Origin of the sequence: Pseudomonas sp. UBA3153 (assembly GCF_002364635.1) — a bacterium.
Lineage (GTDB): Bacteria > Pseudomonadota > Gammaproteobacteria > Pseudomonadales > Pseudomonadaceae > Pseudomonas_O > Pseudomonas_O kuykendallii.
Window position 1 is genome coordinate 512 of sequence record NZ_DEYR01000086.1, and the last position, 20,675, is coordinate 21,186.

At 67.4% G+C, this 20,675-nt stretch carries 19 protein-coding genes; 14 read left to right on the forward strand and 5 right to left on the reverse strand.

What is annotated here, in order from left to right:
- Window positions 1-133: 133 nt before the first annotated feature.
- Window positions 134-1,102, reverse strand: a complete 969-nt coding sequence (locus B2X67_RS18390) for a YVTN family beta-propeller repeat protein (protein WP_286786403.1) — start codon at window positions 1,100-1,102, stop codon at window positions 134-136.
- Between the two features lie 26 nt (window positions 1,103-1,128).
- Complete coding sequence (locus B2X67_RS18395) at window positions 1,129-2,340, reverse strand: ABC transporter substrate-binding protein (RefSeq protein WP_282343966.1); 1,212 nt, start codon at window positions 2,338-2,340, stop codon at window positions 1,129-1,131.
- A gap of 154 nt (window positions 2,341-2,494) precedes the next feature.
- Here B2X67_RS18395 and B2X67_RS18400 point away from each other — a divergent pair, with 154 nt between their 5' ends.
- The 3 genes from B2X67_RS18400 (at window position 2,495) to B2X67_RS18410 (ending at window position 4,944) form a co-directional block, all read left to right on the forward strand.
- Window positions 2,495-2,932, forward strand: coding sequence for a copper-binding protein (locus B2X67_RS18400; protein WP_282343964.1), 438 nt, complete (start codon window positions 2,495-2,497; stop codon window positions 2,930-2,932).
- 9 nt (window positions 2,933-2,941) lie between these two features.
- Window positions 2,942-4,198, forward strand: a complete 1,257-nt coding sequence (locus tag B2X67_RS18405; RefSeq protein WP_286786393.1) for a HAMP domain-containing sensor histidine kinase — start codon at window positions 2,942-2,944, stop codon at window positions 4,196-4,198.
- Window positions 4,199-4,302: 104 nt separating this feature from the next.
- Window positions 4,303-4,944, forward strand: coding sequence for a response regulator (locus tag B2X67_RS18410; RefSeq protein ID WP_273234992.1), 642 nt, complete (start codon window positions 4,303-4,305; stop codon window positions 4,942-4,944).
- Between the two features lie 18 nt (window positions 4,945-4,962).
- Here B2X67_RS18410 and B2X67_RS18415 read toward each other — a convergent pair whose 3' ends face one another.
- The 3 genes from B2X67_RS18415 to exaA all read right to left on the reverse strand — a co-directional run bounded on the left by B2X67_RS18415 (window position 4,963) and on the right by exaA (window position 9,105).
- Window positions 4,963-6,279, reverse strand: coding sequence for a methyl-accepting chemotaxis protein (locus B2X67_RS18415; RefSeq protein WP_286786394.1), 1,317 nt, complete (start codon window positions 6,277-6,279; stop codon window positions 4,963-4,965).
- Window positions 6,280-6,482: 203 nt separating this feature from the next.
- Window positions 6,483-7,130 carry a pentapeptide repeat-containing protein gene (locus B2X67_RS18420; protein ID WP_286786395.1) on the reverse strand — a complete coding sequence of 216 codons (648 nt, stop codon included), beginning with the start codon at window positions 7,128-7,130 and terminating at the stop codon, window positions 6,483-6,485.
- A 118-nt stretch (window positions 7,131-7,248) separates the two neighbouring features.
- Complete coding sequence (gene exaA / locus B2X67_RS18425; RefSeq protein ID WP_286786396.1) at window positions 7,249-9,105, reverse strand: quinoprotein ethanol dehydrogenase; 1,857 nt, start codon at window positions 9,103-9,105, stop codon at window positions 7,249-7,251.
- Window positions 9,106-9,414: 309 nt separating this feature from the next.
- Here exaA and pedF point away from each other — a divergent pair, with 309 nt between their 5' ends.
- From pedF to B2X67_RS18480, 11 genes are all read left to right on the forward strand, one after another.
- A complete protein-coding gene (gene pedF, locus B2X67_RS18430; RefSeq protein WP_282343955.1) occupies window positions 9,415-9,852 on the forward strand; it encodes a cytochrome c-550 PedF in 438 nt (145 codons plus the stop codon).
- Window positions 9,849-10,736 carry a substrate-binding periplasmic protein gene (locus tag B2X67_RS18435; RefSeq protein WP_376747816.1) on the forward strand — a complete coding sequence of 296 codons (888 nt, stop codon included), beginning with the start codon at window positions 9,849-9,851 and terminating at the stop codon, window positions 10,734-10,736. The genes pedF and B2X67_RS18435 overlap by 4 nt, the downstream gene beginning before the upstream one ends.
- Window positions 10,737-10,880: 144 nt before the next feature.
- Window positions 10,881-11,627 (forward strand): quinoprotein dehydrogenase-associated SoxYZ-like carrier, encoded by a 747-nt coding sequence (locus B2X67_RS18440; RefSeq protein WP_282343954.1) that lies wholly within the window; start codon window positions 10,881-10,883, stop codon window positions 11,625-11,627.
- Between the two features lie 83 nt (window positions 11,628-11,710).
- Window positions 11,711-12,028, forward strand: a complete 318-nt coding sequence (locus tag B2X67_RS18445; protein WP_273235008.1) for an EthD family reductase — start codon at window positions 11,711-11,713, stop codon at window positions 12,026-12,028.
- Window positions 12,029-12,040: 12 nt separating this feature from the next.
- Entirely contained in the window at window positions 12,041-12,994 is a 954-nt protein-coding gene (locus B2X67_RS18450) for a quinoprotein relay system zinc metallohydrolase 1 (RefSeq protein WP_282343952.1), read from the forward strand.
- A 329-nt stretch (window positions 12,995-13,323) separates the two neighbouring features.
- Window positions 13,324-14,385: an ABC transporter substrate-binding protein gene (locus B2X67_RS18455; protein ID WP_286786398.1), complete on the forward strand. Its 1,062-nt coding sequence runs from the start codon at window positions 13,324-13,326 to the stop codon at window positions 14,383-14,385.
- A gap of 18 nt (window positions 14,386-14,403) precedes the next feature.
- Window positions 14,404-15,303 (forward strand): ABC transporter permease, encoded by a 900-nt coding sequence (locus B2X67_RS18460; protein ID WP_090231656.1) that lies wholly within the window; start codon window positions 14,404-14,406, stop codon window positions 15,301-15,303.
- A gap of 2 nt (window positions 15,304-15,305) precedes the next feature.
- The gene (locus tag B2X67_RS18465) at window positions 15,306-16,100 is read left to right on the forward strand and encodes an ABC transporter ATP-binding protein (protein WP_286786399.1); all 795 of its coding nucleotides are present in this window, start codon (window positions 15,306-15,308) and stop codon (window positions 16,098-16,100) included.
- Window positions 16,101-16,209: 109 nt separating this feature from the next.
- Entirely contained in the window at window positions 16,210-17,727 is a 1,518-nt protein-coding gene (locus B2X67_RS18470) for an amidohydrolase family protein (RefSeq protein WP_286786400.1), read from the forward strand.
- 9 nt (window positions 17,728-17,736) lie between these two features.
- Window positions 17,737-18,474, forward strand: a complete 738-nt coding sequence (locus B2X67_RS18475; protein WP_286786401.1) for an aspartate/glutamate racemase family protein — start codon at window positions 17,737-17,739, stop codon at window positions 18,472-18,474.
- Between the two features lie 164 nt (window positions 18,475-18,638).
- On the forward strand, window positions 18,639-20,417 hold the full coding sequence (locus B2X67_RS18480) for a PQQ-dependent methanol/ethanol family dehydrogenase (RefSeq protein WP_090231653.1): 1,779 nt from the start codon (window positions 18,639-18,641) through the stop codon (window positions 20,415-20,417).
- Window positions 20,418-20,675 lie beyond the last annotated feature (258 nt).

Genomic DNA, 20,675 nt, shown 5'->3' on the forward strand with positions numbered 1-20,675 from the left:
ATCAGGGTCGACTTGCCGGCGCCGTTGGGGCCGAGCAGGGCGCAGAAGTGCCCGGCCGGAACGCTGAAGCCGACGCCGTCCAGCGCGCGCCGGGCGCCATAGGAAAAACCGACATCCTCGACCTCCAGCGCGCTCATGGCGTCACCACCACGCCCCACGGATAGCGGCCGACCTTGATCGACTTGGTCACCTTGAGCGCCTTCACGTCGATCACCGAGACGTCGCCGCTGATTCCGTTGGTGGCCAGCAGCAGGCTCTCGTCGGCATTGAACGCCATATGCCAGACGCGCCGGCCGACCAGCAGGTAATCGAGCACCTCGAAGGTCTTGGCATCCACCACCGCCACATGGTTGGCTGGGCCGAGAGCGACGAAGGCGTACTTGCCGTCGCGGGTCAGCTTGACGCCCACCGGCTGCACCTTGTCCGGGTGCACGCCCTTGATCTCGAAGCGCAGCGTCTTGACGATCTTGCGCGTAGCCACGTCGACCACGCTGACGGTGCCGCCGATTTCCGCCGAGGCCCACAGCTGGCTGCCGTCGTGGTTGAACTCGACGTGGCGCGGGCGCTGGTCGACCAGGGTGTTGTCCACCAGGGTCTGGGTGGCGGTGTCGATCCAGTGCAGCATGTTGGTGGTTTCGCTGGTGTTGATCGCCCACTTGCCGTCCGGGCTGACCGCCATGCCCTCGGGTTCGACACCGACGTCGATCTGCGCCAGCACCTGGCTGCTCTGGGTGTCGACCACGGTGACCAGCGCGTCGTCCTCGTTGGAGATGTACAGCCAGCGGTCGTTGGGGTGCAGGGCGAACTGCTCGGGATCGGCGCCGGAAGGCAGATTCTTGATGATCTGCCGGGTCGCCAGGTCCATCACCTGCACGCTGTCCGAGTCGCTGGCGCAGATGTACAGCAGCGTGTTGTCGCGCGACAGCGCCAGCCCGCGCGGGCGTTTGCCCACCGGCAGGGTGGCGGTGACCGTGAGGCTGTCCAGGTCGATCACGCTGAGGTTGTTGTCCTTCTCGTTGGATACGTAGGCGGTGGCAGCGAAAGCGCCGCCGGCGGTCAGCAGCAGGCTGCCGGCGAGGGTGGCGGTGAGCAGGCGGGGCATGGTCGATTCCTTGTTCTTGTGAAGGCTCATGGCGTGCGTTCGGCCAGCGTGCAGCGGCTTTCCGGCGCGTCGAAGCCGAGGCTGTCGAGTTCGCTGAACGGGTGCAGGAAACCGTCCTGCGGCGAGGTGCTGACCAGCGCGCGCGGCTGCACCAGCGGGATCGGCTGGCGCAGCTGGCCGTCCCACGGGCGGAAGCTCAGCTTGCGCCCCTTGAAGCCGTCCAGCGGCAGGTCCGGCGACAGTTGCAGGGTGCGGATCGCCGTGGCGTCGGCGTTGCCCAGGCGGGTGACCGCGCTGGCGATCGCGCGCACGCCGATCCAGGCGGCGAAGTCGCGGTCGTTCATCCAGCGCCCGGCGAGCGCCTCGAAACGCTTCTGCAACTGCGCCGCGCCGTAGGTTTCCACGGTCTTGTGCCAGCCGGTCGCGACCAGGCCCTGGGTGCCGGCCACCGGGCGCGGGTACCAGGTGTTGTAGGGCAGGTATTCGCCGAAGTCGCCGTGCTCGTCGGCCACCAGCACCACGTCGTACTCGGCGGCCTGGGTGAACAGCGGCATGTCGGCCTGGGCGCTGCGGCGCTGGTCGTTGTCGAAGGTCCACGGCTTCTCGGCGACGAGGGTCACGCCGAAGCGTTTCGCCGAGCGCCGCAGCGCGGCGGCGTAGGCCTTGTCGTCGTCGCGCGCGCCGACGATCAGCAGCGCGCGCTTCCATTGGCGCACGACGAGGAATTGCAGCAGCGCATCGGCGAGCATCGCCCGCTCCGGCAGGGTGTGCAGCACGTTGGGCAGGCAGGCGTCGGTACGCAGTGCATCATCGGCGCTGCCGGCGTTGAACAGCAGGCTGTCCGGCAATTGCGCGGCGAGCTGGGTGAGCAGCGGCGCCGGCGCGTTGACCACGAACAGGCGCAGGCCGTCGGCGTGCTGGGCCTGCGCGGCGGCCAGCAGTTCCTCCGGGGTTTCCACGCTGGCGGTGGTCAGTTCGTAACGCTGGTTAAGAAAGCGCCCGGTGCTGTTGCTGTCGATGATCGCCAGCTCGGCGCCGCGCAGGCCGGCGTCCCGCGGTTCGCCGATCACGTTGGACAGCAGCGGCCCCGGGTCGGGCGTGTAGCCGAGGTAGCCGATGCGTACCTGCAGGCCCTCCGGTACGGCGGGCGTTTCGGCGGCGAGCGGCGTGTGGCTCGCCAGCGCGGCAGCGAATACACCGAGCAGGCAGGCCAGCAGAGAGGGCGCGAGCGGGCGCATGGGCGACTCCTGTTCTTGTGCCGCCAGCATAGGAAGCGCCCGGCGCCCGCGAAATATGCAGAAAGTACCAGTGCGGCAGTACCAAGGTAGTAAGTGGGCCGGGCGCGCGCCGGCCTAGCATGGAGCGACAACAACAAAGACTGCCGAGGTTCCCATGCGCGTGTTCAAAGCCCTGCTGCTTCCCCTGCTGCTGTTCGTCAGCCTGATCGGCCTGGACAAGGTCCACGCGGCGGGCGACCTGACCCGCAAGACCACCGCGCTGCCGGACCTGCTGCTCGGCTCGGAGGCCAGCGACTACGCGATGTCGCAGAGTGAGTACCGGCTGGAAACCGGCAAGGCCTACCAGCTCAAGATCATCGCCAGCGGGCAGAAGGAATACGCCTTCCAGGCGCCGGAGTTCGCCACCTCGATCTTCCTGCGCAAGGTCGAGGCCGGCGGTGTCGAGATCAAGGCGGTGACCCTGACCGAACTGGAGTTCGAGGAAGCCGGCGAGGCGGAAATCTTCTTCGTGCCGATCAAGCCGGGGCGCTACCGCTACTACGCCAAGGGCCTCGAGGCCAAGGGCATGCAAGGCACCTTCGTGGTCGAGTAGGGCGCGCCGATGTCCGCTCTGGGGCGAATCAACCTGCTGGTGGTGGCGTTCTTCTGCCTGGTCGCCGCGGTCTCCAGCCTGGTGCTGCTGCGCCAGGCCAGCCAAGACGTGCAGCGCGAGCTGGACGCCGCCCAGGCGGTGGTCGAATACCTGCGCGAGGCGGCGCAACGCGATCCTGCGACCCTCGAATCCGAACTCACCCGCAGTCTGCGCCACGTGCGCGTGCACTGGCTGGACGGCGCCACGGCGGCGGACGCCGGCGACGGCCTGGATGCCTGGCTCGGTGCCTGGCTGTACCCGCCGTCGCGCACCTTCGCCGAGCCGCTGCGGCTGGACGACGGCCGCCAGGTGCTGATCAGCGTCGATCCGCGCGACGAGATCGACGAAGTCGAGGACTCGCTGCTGCAACTGCTGGCGCTGTTCGGCCTGGCCCTGGCGCTGAGCCTGCTGGCGATCCGCTGGGCGGTGCGCCGCGGGCTGCGCGTGCTCGACGAACTGCTCGCCGGCTTGAGCCGGGTCGCGCGCGGCGAGCTGCAGGTGCGCCTGCCCGCGCATTCGCTGCCCGAGGCGCAGCGCATCGCCGGGCACTTCAACGGCATGGTCGCGACGCTGGAAGCCGCGCAGCGCGACAACGCCGAGCTGACCCGCGCGCTGCTCGCTTTGCAGGAGCACGAGCGCAAGCAACTGGCGCTGGCCCTGCACGACGACCTTGGCCAGTACCTCGCCGGCATCCGCGCGCAGTTGCTGCTGCTGCGTTCTCTGATCGGTCCGTCGCCGCTGCTGGCGGAAACCGCTCGCGGCCTGGAGGACAACTGCCAGCGGATGCAGGAGAGCTTCCGTGCGCTGGTGCGCCATCTCTATCCGGTGGCGCTGGAGCGTCTGCAACTGGGCGAAGCGATCCAGCTGCTCGCCGAGCAGTGGCAGGGCGCCCAGGGCATCGCCTGCGAACTGCGCATGGGCGAGCGCCTTCCCGAACTGGATGCGGCCGGGCAGGCGCACCTGTATCGCCTGTTGCAAGAGGCGCTGACCAACGTCGCCCGGCATTCCGGCGCCGAACGCGTGCGTGTGCGCCTGCATCGGCGCGGTGCGCGGCTCTGCCTGCTGGTGGCCGACGATGGCGAGGGCGCCGCGCTGCCGCCGCGTCCGGGTATCGGGCTGCGCTCGATGCTCGAACGCGCGCGCTGTCTGGGCGGCGAGTTGCGCCTGCGCACGCGGCCCGGGTGCGGCTGGCTGCTGCGCCTGAGCATTCCGCTGGAGGCCGCATGAAGCGGCTCGGTGCGCATGGCGCACCCTACGGTGTGCGGCAATACGTAGGGTGCGCCGCGCGCACCGCCATTCACTCAACCGCGACACGCATCCGGGAGGCCTGAATGAAGATTCTGCTGGTCGACGACCACGCGGTAGTGCGCCAGGGCTATGCCAGCCTGCTGCGCGCCTTGCTGCCCGAGGTCACGGTGAGCGAGGCGGCGAGTGGGGAACAGGCGCTGCAGCAGGTGCTGGCGGATATCCCCAACCTGGTGATCATGGACGTCAGCCTGCCGGGCATCAGCGGCCTGGAGACCACGCGCCGCCTGCGCCAGCGCCTGCCGCAGCTGCGTGTGCTGTTCTTCAGCATGCACGACGAACTGCCGCTGGTGCGGCAGGCGCTAGACGCCGGGGCGGCGGGCTACATCACCAAGAATTCGGCGCCGGAGGTGCTGCTCGAAGCGGTGCGTCGCATCCTCGCCGGGCATGCCTACATCGAACAGCCGCTGGCGACCCAGCTGGCCTGCCACCCGTCGCAGGGCGCGACGGACGATCCGCGCCTGCAGAACATGACCCAGCGCGAGTTCGAGATTTTCAGCATGCTCGCGCGCGGCATGCCGGCGCGGCAGATCGCCGAGCACCTGTGCATCAGCGGCAAGACCGTGTCGAACTACCTGACCCTGCTGAAGAACAAGCTGCAGGTGAGTTCGCAGGTGGAGATCGTGCACCTGGCGATCGACACCGGCGTGATCCGGGTCGGCGCCTAGGGACGATGGCGGAAGGCGTCAGCCCTTGAGCTGATTGGCGAACTGGCCGACCGCGTTGACCACCCGCTGCGCGCCGTCCTGGATCTCGACGATCACCGCGCCGGCCTCGTTGGCCAGTTCCAGGCCCTGTTCGGCCTGCTGGCGACTGCTGGACATGCTGTCCACGGCGGTCTGCGCCAAGTGCTGGTTCTTCTGCACCACTTCGATGATTTCCTCGGCGGCCTGGCTGGTGCGTGCCGCCAGCTGGCGCACCTCGTCGGCGACCACGGCGAAGCCGCGCCCCTGTTCGCCGGCCCGCGCCGCCTCGATGGCCGCGTTGAGCGCCAGCAGGTTGGTCTGCCCGGCGATGCCGCTGATGGTCTTGATGATCGAACTGATCAGCAGCGACTGCTTGTCCAGCGCCTCGATGCCTTCGGAGGCGTTCTGCATCTGCTGGGCGATCTGGTGCATCACGTCCACCGTCTGGCGTACCACCGCAGCGCCTTTCTGCGCGGTGAGATCGGTCTGTTGCGAGGTGCCGAAGGCGATGGTGGCGGCCTCGGCGACCGCCTGCTCCTGGAGCACCTGGTCGGTGACCACGGTTGCGAACTTGACCACCTTGTAGAGCCGCTCGTGGGCGTCGTGCACCGGGTTGTAGGAGGCCTCCAGCCAGACCGGGCGGCCGTAGGCGTCGATGCGCTTGAAGCGGCTGGCGACGAATTCGCCGCGGTTGAGCTTGGCCCAGAAATCACGGTAACCCTGCGAGTTGTACTCCTCCGGCTCGCAGAACATCCGGTGGTGCTTGCCCTTGATCTGTTCCAGGCGATAGCCCATCGCGTCGAGGAAGCGGTCGTTGGCGGTGATGACCTCGCCATCGAGGTTGAACTCGATGACGGCGGTGGAGCGCAGCAGCGCCTTGATCAGCCCTTCGTTTTCCTTCGAGGTTTCGATGGTGCGGGTCAGGTCGTTGGCGCACAGGGTGAAGCGTTGCAGCTCGCCCGCGCTGTTGCGCACCGGCTGCATGATCCAGCGCAACCAGGCTTCCTGGCCGTTGCCTCGCAGCAGACGGTGCGCGCCGCTGATGTGCTCGCCGTCGCGCAGCGCGGCTTGCAGCCGCTGGTAGTTGGGCTCGCGGCGGAAGGACGGCGGGATGAATTCGTCCAGCGGATGACCGATCAGGGCGTCGGCGCGGTAGAGCATTGCCTCAAGGAAGTTGTCGTTCACCCATTGGATGTTGCCCTTGGTATCCAGCTTGAGAACCAGCATCTCCTGGTAAAGCGACTGCTTGATCTGCTGCGTGGCTGCCAGTTCTTCCTGCAGTTCGGCCAGTTGTCGCTTTAGATGCGTGTTGAACATGCTGGGTACCCGTCGACGAAGTTTTTTTTTATGCGCTGGGCAGCTCTTCGGCTTGGCGCATTCTTTCTGAAGCCCTCTTGGATGAATTTAGACGGTCGGCCGGAGAATGCCCGGCGCGGGAGGCTTCCGGGCCGGGTGTTCGGACCAACGCGCTGCGCGGCATGCGCGGGCCCACCGGCGAGCGCCGTCGATGCCGCCGGGCGTCACTTTTCCCAATCCAGCGGGCAGCCGGTGCAACCTTCCATGTTCACGCCCTGGAACGAGGCGTAATGCCGGCGGGCGCCGGTGAGGGTGGCGTTTTCCAGGTTGGCGTCGCCGAACTTGGCTTCCTGCAGGTTGGCGTCGTCCAGGCGTGCGCCCTTGAGGTCGGCGCGACTGAGCCAGGTCATCTCCAGGTCGGCGGCGGTGAGGTTGGCGTCGTGCAGGCGCGCGCCGGAGAGGCGGGCGAACTCCAGGTAGGCGCCAGTGAGGTCGGCGCCCTTGAACTGCGCGCCCTGGGCGAACATTCCCCAGGCCTGGACGGCGAGCATGCGGGCGTCGCTGAGGTCGGCCACACGCAGGTTGGCCTGTTGCAGGCTGGCGCGACTGAGGTTGGCGCCCATCAGCCTGGCCTTTTCCAGGTTGGCCAGGTCGAGGTTGGCGTGACGCAGGTCGGCGCCGGAGAGATCGGCGCCGGCGAGGTTGATCTTGTGCAGGTCGAGGTTGCTCAGGTCGGCCTTGCGCAGGTCGGCGCCGGGGCATTGGCTCTGCGCTTCGAGGCGGCAGCCGTTGATCACCGGCACGCCGTCATCGGCTTCGTCGGCGTGGGCTAGGGGCAGGCTCAGGGCTAGCAGCAACGGCAGGTAGTTCATGGCGGTATTCCCGTAGGGTGCGCCTTGCGCACCGTGGAATTCGATTGGCGAGTGGTGCGCGCGGCGCACCCTACGTCAGGCGGGAAGGCGCACCCGGACACGGGTGCGCCACGTTCACTCAGCGGCTGGCGGTCTTGTTGTCCCAGCTCGGCAGCTTGAACACCCAGAAGGAGCCGCCCTGGGCCACCGGCTTGGTCAGCTCGGCCATGTCGCCGCCCCACAGCGGCACCGCGCCGCCGTAGCCGACGGTCACGCCGATGTACTGCTCGCCGTCCTGGTCCCAGGTGATCGGCGGGGAGACGATTCCCGAGCCGGTCTGGAATTTCCACAGCTCCTTGCCGGTCTTCGCATCGAAGGCCTTGAGGAAGCCGTCGCCGGTGCCGGTGAACACCAGGTTGCCCTTGGTGGCCAGCACGCCGGCCCACAGCGGCAGGTGCTCGTTGTGTTCCCACACCACCTTGCCGGTGGTCGGGTCCATGGCGCGCAGGCTGCCGACGTGATCGTCGTACATGCGCTTGATGCGGAAGCCCATGCCCAGGTACGCCGAGCCCTTCTTGTAGCTGACCTCCTCGGTCCAGTAGTCCTCTTTCCAGTTGTTCGCCGGTACGTAGAACAGGCCGGTGTCCTGGCTGTAGGCCATCGGGTTCCAGTTCTTGCCGCCGAGGAAGGGCGGCGAGACTTCCACCGGCTTGCCGTGTTTCTCGCCCGGCTCCGGCAGCGCCGGACGCTGGCCCGGGTTTTCCACCGGGCGGCCGGTCTTCAGGTCGATATGGCTGGCCCAGGTGATGTTGTCGACGAACGGGAAGGCGTTCTGCAGCTTGCCGTTGGTGCGGTCCACCACGTAGAAGAAGCCGTTGCGGTCGGCGTGGGCGGTGGCTTTCACCGTCTTGCCGTCCTTGCCCTTGTAGTCGAACAGCACCAGTTCGTTGTTGCCGGAGAAGTCCCAGGCATCGTTCGGGGTGTGCTGGTAGAACCACTTCACCTCGCCGGTGCTCGGGTCCACGCCAACCTGGCCGGAGGTGTAGAGGCTGTCGTAGTCGTGCGGATTGCCGCCCTTCGAGGTGCGCGCCCAGGTGTTCCACGGGCCGGGGTTGCCGGCGCCGACGATGATGGTGTTGGTTTCGGCATCGAAGCTGGCGCTCTGCCAGGGGGCGCCGCCGCCGTGGCTCCAGGCCTCGACCTTGCCGGTCGGCGAATTCTTGTCGTCCGGCCAGGACGGTGCCTTGACGTCGCCGGTCGGGGTGCTGTCCTTGCCGTTCAGGCGGCCCATGTGACCCTCGACGAAGGGCCGCATCCACACCTCTTCACCGGTCTCCGGGTCACGGGCATACAGCTGGCCGACCACGCCGAACTCATCCCCGGAGCTGCCGTGGATCAGCAGGGTCTTGCCGGTCACCTTGTCCTTGATGAGGGTGGGCGCGCCGGTCATGGTGTAGCCCGCCGTGTGATCGCCGAACTTCTTGTTCCACACCACCTTGCCGGTGTCCTTGTTCAATGCCACCAGGCGTCCGTCGAGGGTGCCGAAGTAGATCTTGTCACCGTAGAGGGCGGCGCCGCGGTTGACCACGTCGCAGCACGGGCGGATGTCGCTGGGCAGGCGGTGGTTGTAGACCCACAGGCGCTTGCCGGTCTTCGCGTCGAGGGCGAACACGCGGGAATAGGAGGCGGTGACGTAGATCACCCCGTCGCGGACGATGGCCTGGGACTCCTGGCCGCGCTGCTTCTCGTCGCCGAAGGAGTAGGACCAGGCCGGCGTCAGCTTGAACACGTTCTGGTCGTTCACCTGGGCCAGCGGGCTCCAGCGCTGGGCATTGGTGCCCATGCCGTACTGGAGCACGTCGTTGGTGGTGGTGTGGTCGTTGGCGATGTCTTCCCAGGTCACGTTGCCGGCGAAGGCAGTGCCCGCGGCAGCGAGGCCGCCGGCGAGGATCAGGCCCCGGATGGCCAGGGCGAGAGGTTGCGTTCTTGTTGTCATGGTTGCGGTTCCCGTGGTCGATGAGGACCAGTGCGCCGGTGGCGTTCTGGCGCATTGATAGTGGAAGCCGCAGTTGCTGCGGGATACGGAAAAGCTCCCGCGATCGCAGGGAAAACTTCCCAGTCCGGGGATGACTTCGACTTGCTGCCAACGCCCCCCTCCAGGCATTCGCGCGGCCCGCTACCAAGGGAGTAGAACGCAGCCACCAAAGCAGCATTCGGCGCTTCCGGGCGCCTCCTTACCATTCCTCTCACTGCGCTCGCCCCGCCGAGCGATTGCCTTGCACAGCATCTCGAAGAGGATGGAAGTATGAATAACAAGACAACCTTGCGTGGCCTGATCCTGGCAGCCGGAGTCGGCCTCGCCGGCCTGGCCTTCGCCCATGGCGACGTGGTGCCGCAAGCGGTGAACACCGATGGACTGGAGCCGCTGGGCAAGGAATGGCGCGACGAAAACCCCTATCGTCCGCCTTACGCCAACAACGCCCTCGCCGTGGAGATCGGTTCGTCCGCCTACAATCAGAACTGCGCGCGCTGCCATGGCCTGGAAGCCAAGTCCGGCGGCATCGCGCCCGACCTGCGCCTGCTCGAACCCGGCATCGAGGGTGACGAGTGGTTCAAGGAGCGGGTGATCAACGGCGCGGTGCGCGACGGCGCCGTCTACATGCCGCGAATGGCCGACTTCATCAGCCAGGAAGGCCTCTGGGCGATCCGCAGCTACCTGGAAAGCGTCCACGTCGAAGAGTGATCGCCATGCGACTGCTGCTCCTGCTCTGCTGGCTGCTGTGCCTGCCGATGGCGCAGGCGCAGGTGCGCCCGTTCGACGACATCCTCGCCTCCGGCGTGCTCAAGGTCGCCGTCTACGAGAACTTCCCGCCGTACAGCTTCCAGCAGGACGGCCAGCCCCGTGGGGTCGATGTCGACCTCGCCGGGCGCCTCGCCGAGGGCCTCGGGTTGAAGCTCGAACTGCTCTGGGTGACGCCCGGCGAAAAGCTCGACGACGACCTGCGCAACTTCATCTGGAAGGGCCACTACCTGCGTCCCGGCGTGCTCGCCGACCTGATGCTGCGGGTGCCCTACGACCGCGAGTTCGCCAACCGGCGCAACGATGTCGGCGAGCTGGCCAACGAGCAGGTGGTGATGTTCGGTCCCTACCAGCGCGAACGCTGGCAGGTGGTGCACGACACCCGCCGGTTGCCCGAGGTGGACACCGTCGCGGTGTTTCGCGAGCACCGCATCGGCGTCGAGCTGGACAGCGTGCCGTCCTTCTACCTGAGCTCGGTGCTCAATGGCCAGTTGCGCGCGAAGACCGAGCATTATCCGAGCACGGCCGCCGCCTTTACGGCGATGCGCGAGGGCAAGGTGGATGCGGTGATGGCCCTGCGCGGCGAGCTGGACTGGCTGAAGCACGGCGCCGCCGACCCGCAGCTGCGCAACGCCGACAACGCCTACCCGAACCTCGGCCAGCCGGCCTGGGACATCGGCATGGCGGTGCACGAAAGCAACCGCCAGTTGGCCAACGCGGTGGACGGCCAGCTGGAAGAACTGATCGAAAGCGGCGCGCTGGAGAAGCTCTACGCCGGCTATGGCCTGCGCTACGAACTGCCCGGGTTGTATCAGCACGTTCAGTAAGGCCGGTGCGCATGGCGCACCCTACGGTTGGGCACGCGCCCGACGCCCGGTCGCAACTGACGTAGCGTGCGCCATGCGCACCGAAGCGGCTGACTGCGTATGCATCGCCGGACTTTTCATTCGCGAATGCTCCACGGGAGGACCATGCAACGACGATCCGTACTGCTGGGCCTGCTCGGTCTGCCGCTGCTGGCGTGTGCGGTGGAGGGCGATCCGCTGCCTTCGGTGATGTGGGATTACCACCACCAGCGCCTGCTCAACAACGAGCCCTTCGTCTTCGATGAGCGGGTCAAGGTCAGCGTGCCGCCGTTCGCCGAGGATTCGCGCCAGGTGCCGGTGGAGATCGACGCCCGCGCGCTGCCGGGCCGTTTCAGCCGCATGCTGCTGTGGGCCGAGCTGAACCCCATCCCGCGGGTGTTCAGCCTGCGGGCGAGCGCCGAGCTGGTGCCGCTGCTGGCGATCCGCATCCGTGTCGAGCAGGCCACGCCGATCCGCGCGGCCCTGCTCGGCGACGACGGCGTGTGGCACGTCGGCTCGGCGTGGATCGATGCGGCCGGCGGTGGCTGCACCGCGCCCAGCGTGGTGCGCGCCCAGCCCGGTTGGGAAGAGCGCCTCGGCCAGGTGCTCGGGCGTAGCTTCGCGCGGCGCGACAACAACCGCCTGCGGGTGCAGATCTCGCACCCGATGGACAACGGCCTGGTCGGCGGCATCCCCGAGTTCTACCTGGACCGTGCCGAACTGCGCAGCACCACGGGCGAGGTGCTGGCGAGTTTCGAGCTGTTCCCGGCGATCAGCGAGAACCCAACCCTGACCATGGAGGTGCGCGGCCATCCGCATACCCTGCTGTGGCTGCACGACAACAACGGCAACGAGTTCGAGGCCGGTCTGTAGACTGGACGGCGAGCGCGCGCCACGCCTTGCGTAGGGTGCGCCGCGCGCACCACACCCGCACAACAACAGGAAGGAAACTTTCCATGATCAAGATCAGCGTGCTCTACCCGAACCAGCCCGGCGTGAAATTCGACATCGATTACTACTGCGACACCCACATGGCGATCGTCCGCGAATGCCTGGGCGATGCCTGCAAGGGCATCGGCGCCGAACTCGGCCTGGCCGGTGGCGCGCCGGGCAGTGCGGCGCCCTATGTCGCCGCCGGGCACCTGCTGTTCGACAGCGTCGAGGCGTTCCAGAGCGCCTTCGCCCCGCACGCCGAACGGATCCTCGGCGATCTGGCGAACTTCACCAACGTGGAGCCGCTGATGCAGATCGCCGAGGTGCGCCTGGCACCCTGAGTCGAGGTGAAGATGCGCCAGCTCCTGCTGCTGGCCGCGCTGCTGTTCGGCGGCGCGGCGCAGGCCGACTTCGACTATCACCTGCAGCCACGGCAGATCGCCGAGGGCACCTGGCTGCTGGAGGGCAGCACCGACAATTTCGCCAGGGAAAACGGCGGCGACATCGTCAACACCGGGTTCATCGAGACCGACGACGGCGTGGTGGTGATCGACAGCGGCCCGTCGCGGCGCTATGGCGAGGCGCTGCGCAAGGTGATCGGCGAGACCACCGGCAAGCCGGTCAAGCTGCTCCTGCTCACTCATCATCACCCGGACCACGTCCTCGGCAACCAGGCCTTCGCCGACGTGCCGATCGCCGCGCTGGCCGGCACCCGGCGCCTGCTCGAAGAGCAGGGCGACGACCTAGCGGAGAACATGTACCGGCTGGTCGGCGACTGGATGCGCGGCACCGAGGTGGTGCTGCCGACGCAGACGCTGGAGGCCGGCACGCTGGATATCGGCGGCCACCGTCTGCGCCTGCTGGCCCTGAGCGGGCACACCGGCGCGGACCTGGCGATCCTCGACGAGAAGACCGGCGTGCTGTTCGCCGGCGACATCGTCTTCTACCAGCGCGCGCTGACCACGCCGGGTACGCCGGGGCTGGAGGTCTGGCTGGGCGACCTAGATACCCTGCAGCGGCTGCCATGGACACTCATCGTGCCGGGCCACGGCCCGGTCGCCCGCGACGCCGCGCCGTTCGACCAGATGCGCGACTACCTCGGCTGGCTCGACGCGCTGATGCGCAAGGGTACGGAGGAGGGCGCCGACATGAACGAGCTGATCCGCGCGCCGATTCCGCCCCGTTTCGCCGCCATCAGCCTGTCGCGCTACGAGCTGGTACGCAGCGTCAGCCACCTCTACCCACGTTACGAGCAGCGCGGGCTGAGCAAGGTGAGCATCGAGCCCGGCGAGCCGCACGCGCGGTAGTGCGCGCGTTTGGTGCGTGAGCACCGAGGTGGCGCTCGCAGGGCGCCGCACGTGCATCCGTTCGCTCCCGCCGATGCGCCGCCAGGGCCTGCACGGCGCGGGCCCTGGCGATGCTCGTGGTAGCTGGCATCAAACCTGCTTTGAACACCACAAGCGCAGGTGTCGGGTCCCCGATGCCTCTCCGGTTGGCGTGCCGTATGAATTGCTTGTGGTAGCGAGCGGTTTGTCGGCAATCAACGCACGCCGTTTCAGATTTCCGATTCCCATCGCTGCACAAGCTCCTTTTATATGACTGACTCTTCGAGTCGAAACATGTAAGGAGTTCGATCATGTGCGAACGCGACGGCAGCGCCTTCCAGGCGCTCAACCACACGCTCGACCGGCGCCAGTTCCTCAAGTCCCTGTCCATCGCCGCAGCCGCCACCGGTGCGCTGGTGGTGATGCCGATGGGAATGGCGGCCGCATTGGGCAAACAGACTTCGGTCAAGGCGACCCACGGCGCCGGCCTGTGCAACCTGGGGATTTTCATCGCCAAGGAGCGTCAGCTCGGCGCGCAGGACGGCGTCGAACTGGAGTTCGTCGTGACGCCGACCAACACCGACATCGTTACCCTGTTCGGCATCGGCGCGGTGGACGTATCGATGATCCCCTACTCGAATTTCCTTTCCCTGTACCACGCCGGGGCTCCGGTGAAGATCGTCGCCGGCGGCGGCGTCAACGGCTGCATGATTGTCGCCGGCGAAGGCATTTCTTCGGCGCAGGACATGCGCGGCAAGACGCTGGGAACCTTCCAGGCCGACACCCTGGAAGTGCTGCCCTTCGACTGGCTCAAGCGCGCCGGGATGAGCTTCAAGGATGTCGACGTGCGCTACTTCAACACCTCGCCGGAAATGGCCCAGGCCTTTCTCTCGGGGTCGGTGGACGCGATCTGCGCGGTGGAACCCTACGCCAGCCAGTGCGTGCAGTCGCGGGCCGGCGCGCGGATTCTCTCCGACGGCACCGACCTCTACGGCGCGTACTACGCCGACTGCCTGCTGGCGGTGCGCAACGCGATGCTCAGCGAGCAGCGCCCGGTGGTGAAGGCGGTGATCAAGGCGCTGCTGGTCGCCCAGGGCCAGATCGAGAGCGACCTGCCGGGCGCCCTCGAGCAGACCGTTGGCAGCTACTACAAGACCACGCTCGAGGCCGCCACCCTGGCGGCCAAACGGCAGCCGGTGATGGTGGATCAGCGTTCGCTGGCGGATTTCATCCTTGCCCGGGGCCAGTCGATGTACGAGATGGGCTACCTGAAGACGCTGCCCACGGCGGATATCTTCGACTGGACCCCGCTGGAAGAAGTGATCGCCGAGAACGCCGCCCTTTACCAGGGCCTGGCGCTGAAGACCGCATGATCGGCAGGAGTTGCACGCATGATTGGCGTCGCTAAAACGACCCGTAGCGCGCAGGCGGGGCTGGCCCCTGCGCGCTCGATGATGATTCGCGCAAAGCTCGGAAGGGTGCTCGGCACGCTGTTCTGGTGGGTGCTCTCGGTCGGTCTGTTCGCCGGCTTCTGGGAGTTCGCCTGGTGGATGGGGTGGGCCGATCCCCTGCTGATGCCGCCGCCGCACCTGTTCCTCGGCAGCTGGAGCGATCAGCTGAAGTTCTTCGACCTGCGCAACACCATCGGCGGCAGCGGCGATGGCGGAAGCTGGCTGGCAGTGCTGAAGGTGGCGGGCTGGACCTCGTTCCGGGTCCTGGCGGGGCTGCTCGCCGGCTTCGTCCTGAGCCTGACGGTGGGCATCCTGATCCGCTACTACCGGCTGTTCGGCAACCTGACCCTGCCGCTGGTATCGCTGCTGGCGCCGATCTCCCCGGTGGCCTGGCTGCCGGTGGCGGTGTTCCTCTTCGGCATCGGCGACAAGCCGGCGATCTTCATGGTCTTCGTCTCGGTGTTCTTCATCATGACCATCGCCACGCTGGCGCAGATCGACGACGTCCCCAAGAGCTTCGTGCATGCCGCGCGCACCCTCGGGGCGTCGCGCCGGCAGATTTTCCTGCGGGTGATTTTGCCGGCCATCCTGCCGGGGCTGTTCGTCACCCTGAGGGTCAATCTGTTCGCCGCCTGGATGGTGGTGCTGATCGCCGAGGCGGCCGGGGTCGGCAGCGGCCTCGGCCAGATCGTGATGATGGCGCGCAATACCTTCAACGCCAGCCTGGTGTTCTTCACGATGAGTGTGATCGGCGTCTGCGGGCTGCTGTTCGACTGGACGCTCAGGCGCATCCAGGAACAGGTGCTCTGGTGGATCGACGACAACGGTACGAGGAAATGACGATGACGCTCCCTGCCATCGAATGTCGCAATCTCACCAAGATCTGGAACGCGCAGAGCCATGCGCCGTTGCAGACGCTGAAAGACGTCTCCTTCTGCGTGGGTCGTGGCGAGCTGAACGTGCTGCTGGGGCCCAGCGGCTGCGGCAAGAGCACCTTGCTGTACCTGATCGCCGGGCTCGACGAACCGAGCAGCGGCCAGCTCCTGTGCGACGGCGAAGCCTTGCAGGGCCCGTCGCCGGAGCGCGGGATGATCTTCCAGGAGGCGGCGCTATACCCCTGGCTGAACATCCTCGACAACGTCGGTTTCGGCCTCAGCCTGCAGGGCATCGGCAAGGCGGCGCGCAATGCCAAGGCGATGGAGCTGCTGGAGGCCGTCGGCCTGCAGCCGTTCTGGGATAAGAAGCCCAGCGAACTGTCCGGCGGCATGCGCCAGCGCGCCGCGATGGCCCGCGCGCTGTGCATGAACCCCAAGGTGCTGATGATGGACGAGCCGTTCGCCGCGCTCGATATCCAGACGCGCAGCAAGATGCAGGACTACCTGATCGCGCTGTGGCAGCGCAGCCAGGCGTCGATCCTGCTGGTCACCCACTCCATCGAGGAGGCGATCGGCCTGGCGGACAACATCCTCGTCTTCACCTCGCGGCCCGGGCGCATCAAGACGCAGATCAAGGTCGAGCTGCCAAGGCCGCGGAATCCCCGCGATCCGGCGTTTCACCAGCTGCAGGACCATCTCGCGGACCTGATGGCCGACGAGGTCAACCGCGCCTTCGCCGAGCAGGAATCGGCGCACTTCTAGCCGGGCCTGCGTCCGCACACCGTCGGGGCGGGAGCCTGCCCCCGCGGCGGCGGACGGACGCTGGCGAGCGGATGCGGCGCGTCGCCCGAATTCACCTCCAGAGGTTTTCATGTCAGAACATACCGTCCTCATCCAGGGCGCCCGTTTGCTGTGCCTGGACGATGCAGGCAACCAGTACGAGCAGGCCGACATCCTCGTCCGTGGAACGCGCATCGCGGCCATCGGCGCGGACCTGCGCGCACAGGCGCCGGCCGATGCGCAGGTCATCGACGCCCGCGGCCTGCTGGCGATGCCCGGATTGATCAACGCGCACTTCCATTCGCCGGGCAACTTCATGCGCGGGCAATTGCCGGGGCTGCCGCTGGAGCTGTTCATGCTCTACGAGGTGCCGCCGCTGGTCGACAGCGCCGAGGCCGACCACTGGGTCTACCTGCGCACGCTGGTCGCCGCGCTGGAGATGCTCGAACTCGGCATCACCGCGGTACACGACGACGCCTATCACGTGCCGGTCGCCAGCCGCGGCAGCATCGATGCGGTGATGCGCGCCTACCGCGACGCCGGCATCCGCGCCAGCGTCGCGATCGATCAGCCGAACGTCGTAGAGTACGAGAAGTTTCCCTTCCTCGAAGCGCTGCTGCCGGCCGCGGTGCGCGAGGAAATGCGCGAGGCGCCGCTGCAGAGCGGCGAGGAGTTGCTGGCGCTCTACGACTACCTGCTGCAGCGCTGGCACGGCGCCGAAGACGGACGCCTGGGCGCCGCGGTGTCCTGCTCGGCGCCGCAGCGGGTGACGGCGGACTACCTGCAGGCACTCGGCGCGCTGAGCCGCCGGCACGGCCTGCCGTTCAACATCCACGTGCTGGAAACCAAGTTGCAGCGGGTGCTGGGCGAGGAGAAGTACGGCAAGTCGCTGGTGCGCTATCTGGCGGACCAGAACATCCTCGATCCGCTCTGCCAGATCATCCATGCGATATGGATCGACGACGCCGACATCTCGCTGCTCGCCGCCGCCGGCTGCGTGGTGGCGCACAACCCGGTGTGCAACCTGCGCCTGGGCAGCGGCGTGATGCCGTTCCGCAAGCTGCGCGACGCCGGTGTGCCGATCGCCCTGGGCAGCGACGAGCTCTGCACCGACGACAGCGTGAACCTGTGGTTCGTCGGCAAGACCGCCGCACTGCTGCACACGCTCGGCTCGCCGGACTACCGCCAGTGGCCGACCGCCGACGAAGTGCTTCACAGCCTGACCCGGGGTGGCGCGCGCGCACTCAACCGCACCGCGGAGCTCGGCCAGCTGGCGCCCGGCTGCCTGGCCGACATCATCCTGCTGGACATGGACAGCTGGAGCTTCACCCCGCTCAACGACCTGGCCCGGCAACTGGTGTACAGCGAGGATGGCCGTTCGCTGCGCTACACGCTGGTCAACGGCAGGCTGGTCTACGCCAACGGCGCGTTCCAGGGCATCGATGCCGGCGACGTGCGCCGCCAGGTCCGCGAGCTGACCGAGTCGATCCGCCGGCAGTATCACGCCTGCGATGCCAGCGCCGAGCGCCTGAAGCCCTATTACGACGCCATGTACCAGCAGGCCCAGGCGCGTGACGTCGGCTTCAGCCGCTACCTGGGCGAGGGTTGAGCAATGGGCATGACGATCCAGTTGATCAACCCCAACACCATGGCGGCGATGACCGAGCGGCTGGTGCTCGGCGCGCAGGCGCGGGTACGTGCCGATACCCGCCTCCTGGGGATCACCAACAGCGCCGGGCCGGCGTCCATCGAGGGCCATTACGACGAGGCGATGAGCGTGCCCGGCGTGCTGAGGGCGGTGGGCGAGGGCGACGCCCTCGGCGTGGACGGCCACGTCATCGCCTGCTTCGGCGACCCCGGCCTGCTCGCCGCGCGGGAGATCGCCCGGCAGCCGGTGATCGGCATCGCCGAGGCAGCCATGCACGTCGCCACCTGGCTGGCCACCGGGTTCAGCGTCGTCACCACCCTGGAGCGCACCTGCGTCATCGCGCGGCACCTGGTCGAGCGCTATGGCTTTCGCGACCAGTGCCGCGGCATCCATGCGCTGGAGATCGCCGTGCTCGACCTCGAGGCCGACCCCGAGGCGCTCTACCGGGCGCTGCGCGGCGCCTGCGTGGACGCCCTGCGCACGGACGGCTCGGGCGCCATCGTGCTGGGCTGCGCCGGCATGGCGGCGCTGGCCGAGTCGCTGCAGGAGGACCTCGGCGTGCCGGTGATCGACGGGGTTGGCGCGGCGTTGAACATCGTCGAGCTGCTCGGCGCGCTCAACCTGCGCACCAGCAAGCGCGGCGACCTGGCGTACCCCCTGGCGAAACCCTACGTCGGCCTGCGCGACTTCCTGCCGGAGCGGCGCTGAGCGCGGCCGCGGGCGGGAATGCGCCTTCGGGGCGGTATTGCTACCAAGGAACTACCTATCTCCGCCGTGCTGCCAATTGTTGGCGAAGCGGTGCGAACCAAGAATTCGCGGCAGTACCGGGAAAATTTCCCGACGACAAAAACCAGCCCGCAGAGGTAGCCGCAATGAACCCCACCGGTTTCACCCAGCCTTTCGTCCGCACGGCGCTGTTCGCCGCCATCACCTTCGCCAGCCTGTCGGCCCTGGCCGGCGTCACCGACCAGGACATCAGCGATAGCGGCAAGCGCACCGACCAGATCGTGGTCAACGGCCTCAACCAGCAGGGCCAGCGCTACAGCACGCTGGACACGCTGAATACGGATAACGTCAAGGAGCTGCGGCCGGTGTGGGCGCTGTCGTTCGGCGGCGAGAAGCAGCGCGGCCAGCAGGCGCAGCCGATGATCAAGGACGGCGTGATGTACGTCACCGCCTCCTACTCGCGGGTGTTCGCTGCCGACGCGCGCACCGGCAAGAAGCTCTGGCAGTATGACGCACGCCTGCCCGACGGCATCATGCCGTGCTGCGACGTGATCAACCGCGGCGTGGCGCTGTACGGTGACCTGGTGATCTTCGGCACCCTCGACGCCAAGCTGGTCGCGCTGAACAAGGACACCGGCAAGGTGGTGTGGAAGAAGACCGTGGCCGACTACAAGGCGGGCTACTCGATCTCCGCGGCGCCGCTGGTGGCCAAGGGCAAGCTGATCACCGGCGTGGCCGGCGGCGAGTTCGGCGTGGTCGGCAAGATCGAAGCCTACGACCCGAGCAATGGCGAACTGCTCTGGACACGTCCCACCGTCGAAGGCCACATGGGCTACGTCTACAAGGACGGCAAGCCGGTGGAGAACGGTATTTCCGGCGGCGAAGCCGGCAAGACCTGGCCCGGCGACCTGTGGAAGACCGGCGGCGCGGCGCCCTGGCTGGGCGGCTTCTACGACCCGACCACCGACTCGCTGTTCTTCGGCACCGGCAACCCGTCGCCGTGGAACTCGCACCTGCGCCCCGGCGACAACCTGTTCTCCTCCTCGCGGCTGGCGCTGAACCCGGAGGACGGCTCGATCAAGTGGCACTTCCAGACCACGCCGCACGACGGCTGGGACTATGACGGCGTCAACGAACTGGTGTCGTTCGACTACCAGGACGGCGGCAAGACCATCAAGGCCGCCGCTACCGCCGACCGCAACGGCTTCTTCTACGTGCTCGATCGCACCAACGGCAAGTTCATCCGCGGCTTCCCCTTCGTCGACAAGGTCACTTGGGCCAAGGGCCTGGACAAGGACGGTCGTCCGATCTACGACGACGCCCACCGTCCGGGCGCACCGGGTGACGCGAAGAAGGGCACCTCGGTATTCGTCGCGCCGTCCTTCCTCGGCGGCAAGAACTGGATGCCGATGGCCTACAGCCAGGACACCGGTCTGTTCTACGTGCCGTCCAACGAGTGGGGCATGGACATGTGGAACGAAGGCGTCGCCTACAAGAAGGGCGCGGCCTACCTCGGCGCCGGCTTCACCATCAAGCCGCTGAACGAGGACTACATCGGCGTGCTGCGCGCCATCGACCCGAAGACCGGCAAGGAAGTCTGGCGCTACAAGAACTACGCGCCGCTGTGGGGCGGGGTTCTGGCGACCAAGGGCAACCTGGTGTTCACCGGCAACCCGGAAGGCTTCCTGATGGCTTTCGATGCCAAGACCGGCAAGAAACTCTACGAGTTCAACACCGGCTCGGGCGTGATCGCCTCGCCCGTCACCTGGGAAATGGACGGCGAGCAGTACGTCACCGTGGTCTCCGGCTGGGGCGGCGCGGTGCCGCTGTGGGGCGGTGAGGTGGCCAAGCGCATCAAGGACCTCGACCAGGGCGGGATGATCTGGACCTTCAAGCTGCCGAAGGACCTGGTCGCCAAGCACTGACCGAAAGCGACACGAGAAAGGCCGGCATTCGCCGGCCTTTTTCATTCTGCTTCCGGTGCGCATGGCGCACCCTACGGTCTCCTCGTCCCCGTAGGGTGCGCCACGCGCACCGTTCCAGTCCCGAATGCCGAGGGGCGAGACGCCCTTCGATGTCGCGACGTTTATGGTGCGCCGCGCGCACCGTTCCAGTCCCGAATGCCACGGGAAGGCCGCGACTCCCGCCGGTGTCGCGGCGTTCATGGTGCGCATGGCGCACCC